This window comes from Brevundimonas diminuta ATCC 11568, assembly GCF_000204035.1.
Classification (GTDB): domain Bacteria; phylum Pseudomonadota; class Alphaproteobacteria; order Caulobacterales; family Caulobacteraceae; genus Brevundimonas; species Brevundimonas diminuta.
Genome location: NZ_GL883086.1, coordinates 1,642,913 through 1,648,020 on the forward strand (window position 1 = coordinate 1,642,913; position 5,108 = coordinate 1,648,020).

4 protein-coding genes and 1 pseudogene are annotated in these 5,108 nt (G+C 69.5%); all 5 read right to left on the bottom strand.

The annotated features are described in order from the left end of the window. Position 1 precedes the first annotated feature (1 nt). Entirely contained in the window at positions 2 to 1,087 is a 1,086-nt protein-coding gene (gene murG / locus BDIM_RS11825; RefSeq protein ID WP_003165832.1) for an undecaprenyldiphospho-muramoylpentapeptide beta-N-acetylglucosaminyltransferase, read from the bottom strand. A gap of 13 nt (positions 1,088 to 1,100) precedes the next feature. Continuing rightward, positions 1,101 to 2,282: a putative lipid II flippase FtsW gene (gene ftsW, locus BDIM_RS11830; protein WP_003165833.1), complete on the bottom strand. Its 1,182-nt coding sequence runs from the start codon at positions 2,280 to 2,282 to the stop codon at positions 1,101 to 1,103. Continuing rightward, the gene (locus tag BDIM_RS11835; protein ID WP_040345978.1) at positions 2,279 to 3,799 is read right to left on the bottom strand and encodes a Mur ligase family protein; all 1,521 of its coding nucleotides are present in this window, start codon (positions 3,797 to 3,799) and stop codon (positions 2,279 to 2,281) included. The genes ftsW and BDIM_RS11835 overlap by 4 nt, the downstream gene beginning before the upstream one ends. A 4-nt stretch (positions 3,800 to 3,803) precedes the next feature. Next, positions 3,804 to 4,913 (bottom strand): phospho-N-acetylmuramoyl-pentapeptide-transferase, encoded by a 1,110-nt coding sequence (mraY, locus tag BDIM_RS11840; RefSeq protein ID WP_003165834.1) that lies wholly within the window; start codon positions 4,911 to 4,913, stop codon positions 3,804 to 3,806. Next, positions 4,913 to 5,108: pseudogene (locus tag BDIM_RS11845) on the bottom strand (hypothetical protein); the annotation flags it as partial. The pseudogene BDIM_RS11845 and the gene mraY, both read right to left, overlap by 1 nt.

Here is a 5,108-nt window from a genome sequence, read left to right on the forward strand (position 1 = left end):
TTCAGGAGGCCGCCGCCTCCACCAGATCCGCCAGCCGTTGCGCCGCATCCGGGATCGCCACGGATCGCGCCGCCGCCGACATGGCCGCCAGCCCCGCCGGATCGGACAGAATGGCGGTCAACGCCGCCGTCAGGCTCTCGACCGTCAGGTCGTCCTCGGCGATCACCTTCGCCGCGCCCGCCTCGGACAGGGCCCGTGCATTCAGGGTCTGGTGGTCGTCCATGGCGATCTTCAGCGGGATCAGCACCGACGGCAGGGCCGCCACCGCCAGCTCCGAACAGGTCGAGGCCCCGGCCCGCCCGATCACCAGATGCGCCTTCGACAGCCGATCCGCCATGTCGCGGAAGAAGGGGGCGACCTCGGCCTCGATCCCGGCGTCGAGGTAGATCTGGCGCGCGGTCTCCAGCGTCTCGGGCCGCGACTGCTGCTGCACCTGCAGACGGTTGCGGATGGCCTCAGGCAGGGCCGCCAGCGCGCGCGGCGTGGTCTCGGACAGGATGCGGGCGCCCTGGCTGCCGCCTGTCACCAGCACGTGGATCGGTCCGCCTTCGACCGGCGCGGCATAGGCCCGGTCGAACAGGGCGCGGATGTCCGGCCGCACCGGATTGCCGACCAGCTGGACGCGATCCCTCACCTTGTCCGGCGCCCGGCCCAGCGTGGGAAAGGCCGCCGCGATCACGCCCACGCTGGGCGCCAGATAGCGGTTGGTGCGGCCCAGCACGGCGTTCTGCTCATGGATGACGGTCGGGCGGCGCGTCGTCACCGCCGCCAGCAGGGCCGGCGCCGACGGATAGCCGCCGAAGCCCACCACCACGTCCGCGCCCGTGCGCTGGAACGCCGCCTTGGCCTGCCCCACGCCCTTCAGGATCGCCAGCCCGGCCTTCATCAGACCGATGGGACCGCGCCCGGTCGCCGCATCCAGCGCCAGCCGCTCTTCGGCGGGGAAGGCGTGGGCGTACTGCTCGCCGCGCCTGTCGGTGGCCAGCACCACGCGCCAGCCGCGCGCCGCCATCTCGCGGGCCAGCGCCTCGGCGGGGAACATATGGCCGCCGGTGCCCCCGGCGGCGACGACGCAGACCTTGTTCATGGATGGTGCTCTCTTACGGCAGCAGGCGACGACGCGGGGCGACGTTCGACCCCAGTTCATAGGCGCCCGGACGACGCCGGGTCAGGGCCAGAGCAAAGCCCATCGTCAGCCCCATGGCCATCATGGACGACCCGCCATAGCTGATGAAGGGCAGGGTCATCCCCTTGGTCGGGATCAGGTTCAGGTTCACCGCGATGTTGATGCAGGCCTGCAGGCCGATCAGCATGAACAGCCCCGCCGCCGCCGTCTGTTCGAAGGAATCGTTCAGCTTCATCGCCTTCCTCATCCCGCGAATGACGATGAAGGCGTAAAGCCCGATCATGATCAGCGACAGCACCAGGCCGAACTCCTCGGCCCCGACGGAATAGATGAAGTCGGTGTGCAGGTCGGGGACGTGGCGCTTCATCACCCCCTCGCCGATGCCGCGCCCGACCAGGCCCCCGGCGCGGATCGCCTCGGACGCGCGGTCGATCTGGTGGGTGTCGGTCGTCTCGGGCGACAGGAAGCGGCTCAGGCGGTCGCGCATGTGGCTGAACATGAAATACAGCGACACCACCCCGCCCGCGCCGACCGCCGCCAGGGCCGCCACCCATTTCAGCGGCACCCCGGCCATGAAGAAGACGGCCATGAAGGTCGTGGTGATCAGCAAGGTCTGGCCGATATCCGGCTGGATCAGCAACAGGCCGACCGTCAGCGCCCACAGGCCGAAGGCGATGCTGACGCCGGGCACGCCCTCGCCCTTCTGGGCCTCGGCGAACATCCAGGCGGCGAAGACGATCAGGCCGGGCTTTGCGAACTCGGACGGCTGCAGGCTGAACGGCCCCAGGTTGATCCAGCGCGCAGCCCCCTTCACCGTGTCGCCGATGAAAGGCAGGGCCGCCATGACCACGATGGCGCAGAACAGGGCCAGCACCGCGATCCGCCGCACCCCGCGCGGCGACAGCAGCGAGGCGCTCAGCATGGCGATCAGCCCCATGGTCGAGAAGAGCATCATCCGCCACGAATAGTGGAAGGGATCGCTGATCGATTCATCGGCCAGGATCGCCGCCGGGCTGGAGGCGAAGCTCAGCGCCACGCCCAGCCCCACCAGCGTCAGCGCCGCGCCCAGCAGGCCGCGATCCACCGTCCAGAACCAGCGCGCGATCAGGCTCTGGTCGTTGCGCGAAAAGGGATGACTGTAGCTGTTGTGGGTCATGCGGCGGGCTCCGGCCGTGCGCCCAGGCTCAGGACGGCGGCGCGGAACGCCTCGCCCCGGACCTCGAAATCGGGGAACTGATCGAAGCTGGCGCAGGCGGGCGACAGCAGCACCACCTGCTCGCCCCCGGCTGCGGCCGCGTCGGCGGCGGCCAGTTCGACGGCCCGCTCCATCGTGTGCGCCACGACGTGCGGCGTGTCGGCCAGAGTGACGGCGAAGGCGTCCGCCGCCTCTCCGATCAGATAGGCCTTGGTCACGCGCGGGAAGAGGTCGTGCAAGGTTTCGATGCCGCCGTCCTTGGCCCTGCCCCCCGCGATCCAGAAGACAGCCGGGTAGGAGGCCAGCGCCTGCCGCGCGGCGTCGGCGTTGGTGGCCTTGGAATCGTTGATGAAGCGCACGGAGCCCAGCCGCCCGACGGCCTCCATCCGGTGCGACAGGCCGGGGAAGCTCAACAGGCCCTCGACCGCCGCCTCATGCGACACGCCCAGCGCCCGCGCGGTCGCATAGGCGAAGGCCGCGTTCTGTGCGTTGTGACGACCGGGCAAGGATCGCGCGGCGGTCAGATCGGCCAGCACGTCGCCGCCCGCCGTCAACACCCCCGCCGCCGCCCCATACCCTTCTCCCCTTGCGGGAGAAGGTGGGCCCGAAGGGCTCGGATGAGGGGTTTGGCCGACAGAGGAAACAGCAGCGCCGTCGGACACGGGGAGCAACCCCTCATCCGTCTCGCTGCGCGAGCCACCTTCTCCCACAAGGGGAGAAGGAAGACTCAGCACCGTCTCGACCCGCCGCCCCTGCGCCCGCAGGTCCGCGGCAGCCTTCCGGCCCCATTCCTCATCCACGCCGACCAGCGCCAGCGCCTCATCATCCTGCGCCTGGAATATCCGGCGCTTGGCGGCGACATAGCCCTCCATCCCGCCGTGGCGGTCCAGATGGTCCGGCGACACATTGGTCAGGATGGCCACGTCCGGCGCGAAGCCCGTCGTCAGATCCAGCTGATAGGACGACACCTCGATCACATAGACCGCATCCGCCGTCGGCTCCGGCAGGGCCAGCACCCCGATGCCGATATTGCCGCCGATGTGGACGCTGAGGCCCGCCTGCTTCAGCACCCAACCGATCAGGGCCGTGGTCGTCGACTTGCCGTTGGTGCCGGTGATGGCGACCACGCGCGGCCGCTCACCTTGCGGCAAGGCGGCCAGCGCCCGCGCGAACAGCTCCACATCGCCGATGACCGGCACGCCCGCCTCATGAGCGCGCTCGACGCTCCAGTGCGGCTTGGGATGGGTCAGCGGCGCGCCCGGCGACAGCACCAGGGCGGCGAACCCGGACCAGTCGGCCCGCGTCAGATCCTCGACCAGGAAGCCTTCCGCCTCGGCCTGCATCCGACCCGAGACGCCGTCGTCCCACAGCACGGGGATGGCCCCGCCCGCCTGCAGCGCGCGCGCCGCCGTGATCCCCGACCGCCCCAGGCCGAAGACCGCAACGCGACGCCCCTCGAAGCCGGGAACGGGGATCATCGGCTCAACGCAGCTTCAACGTGGCCAGACCGAGCAGCGCCAGCATGGCGGCGACGATCCAGAAACGGATGACGACGGTCGATTCCGGCCAGCCCATCTTCTCGAAGTGGTGGTGGATGGGCGCCATCAGGAAGATGCGCTTGCCGGTCAGCTTGAAGTAGCCGACCTGGATCATCACCGAGGCCGCCTCGACCACGAACAGGCCGCCGACGATGCCCAGCACCAGCTCGTGCTTGGTCGCCACGGCCATCGAGCCCAGGGCGCCGCCCAGAGCCAGAGAGCCGGTGTCGCCCATGAAGATCTTGGCCGGCGGGGCGTTGTACCACAGGAAGCCCATGCCCCCGCCGATGATGGCGGCGCAGAAGATGGCCAGTTCGCCCGCGCCGGGCACGTGGTGGACCTGCAGATAGTCCGCGAACAGGAAGTTGCCGACGAGGTAGGAGATGATGCCGAAGGCGCCCGCCGCCATCATCACCGGCACGATGGCCAGGCCGTCCAGCCCGTCCGTCAGGTTCACCGCGTTCGAGAACCCGATGATGGTGAAGGCCGCAAAGGCCACATAGAACCAGCCGATGTTCAGCAGCACCGCCTTCAGGAAGGGGAAGGCGATCGAGGTCTCAAGCCCCGGCGAGGTCGGGGAATGGGTCATCCACAGCACGGTCAGCACCCCGGCGATCACGGCCACGACCGTCTGGGCCAACAGCTTCTGCTTGGACGTCAGCCCGGCCGAGGTCTGCTTCGTCACCTTGGCGTAGTCATCGATGAAGCCCAGCACCCCGAAGGCCGCCGTCACGCCCGAGACGATCCAGATATAGGGGTTGGTCAGGTCGCCCCACAGCAGCACGGCCACGCCGATGCCCGCCAGGATCATCAGCCCGCCCATGGTGGGGGTGCCGACCTTGGATAGGTGCGAGACCGGGCCGTCGTCGCGGATCGGCTGGCCCCGGCCCTGCTTGGCGCGGATCCAGTTGATGAAGCGGCTGCCCATGGCGACCGCCACGATCATGGCCGTGGCCATGGCCAGGGCCACGCGCACCGTCTGATACTGGATCAGGTGCAGCAGCGGATATTCCTGGGCGATGTCCGCGTAGTAGAGATAGAGCAGATAGAACATCAGGCGGACTTCCCTTGGGCCTCGGCGGCGACGCGCGCCTCTTGTTCGGCCACGCCGAGATTTGCAAGCGCGGCCGCGACCAGCGAGGCCTTCGACCCGTTCGAGCCCTTGACCATGACCACATCGCCCGGCTGCACCAGCAGGGCGGCCTCGGCGGCCAGTTCGGCGGCGGTCGCGCGCCACTCGCCGCGCAGC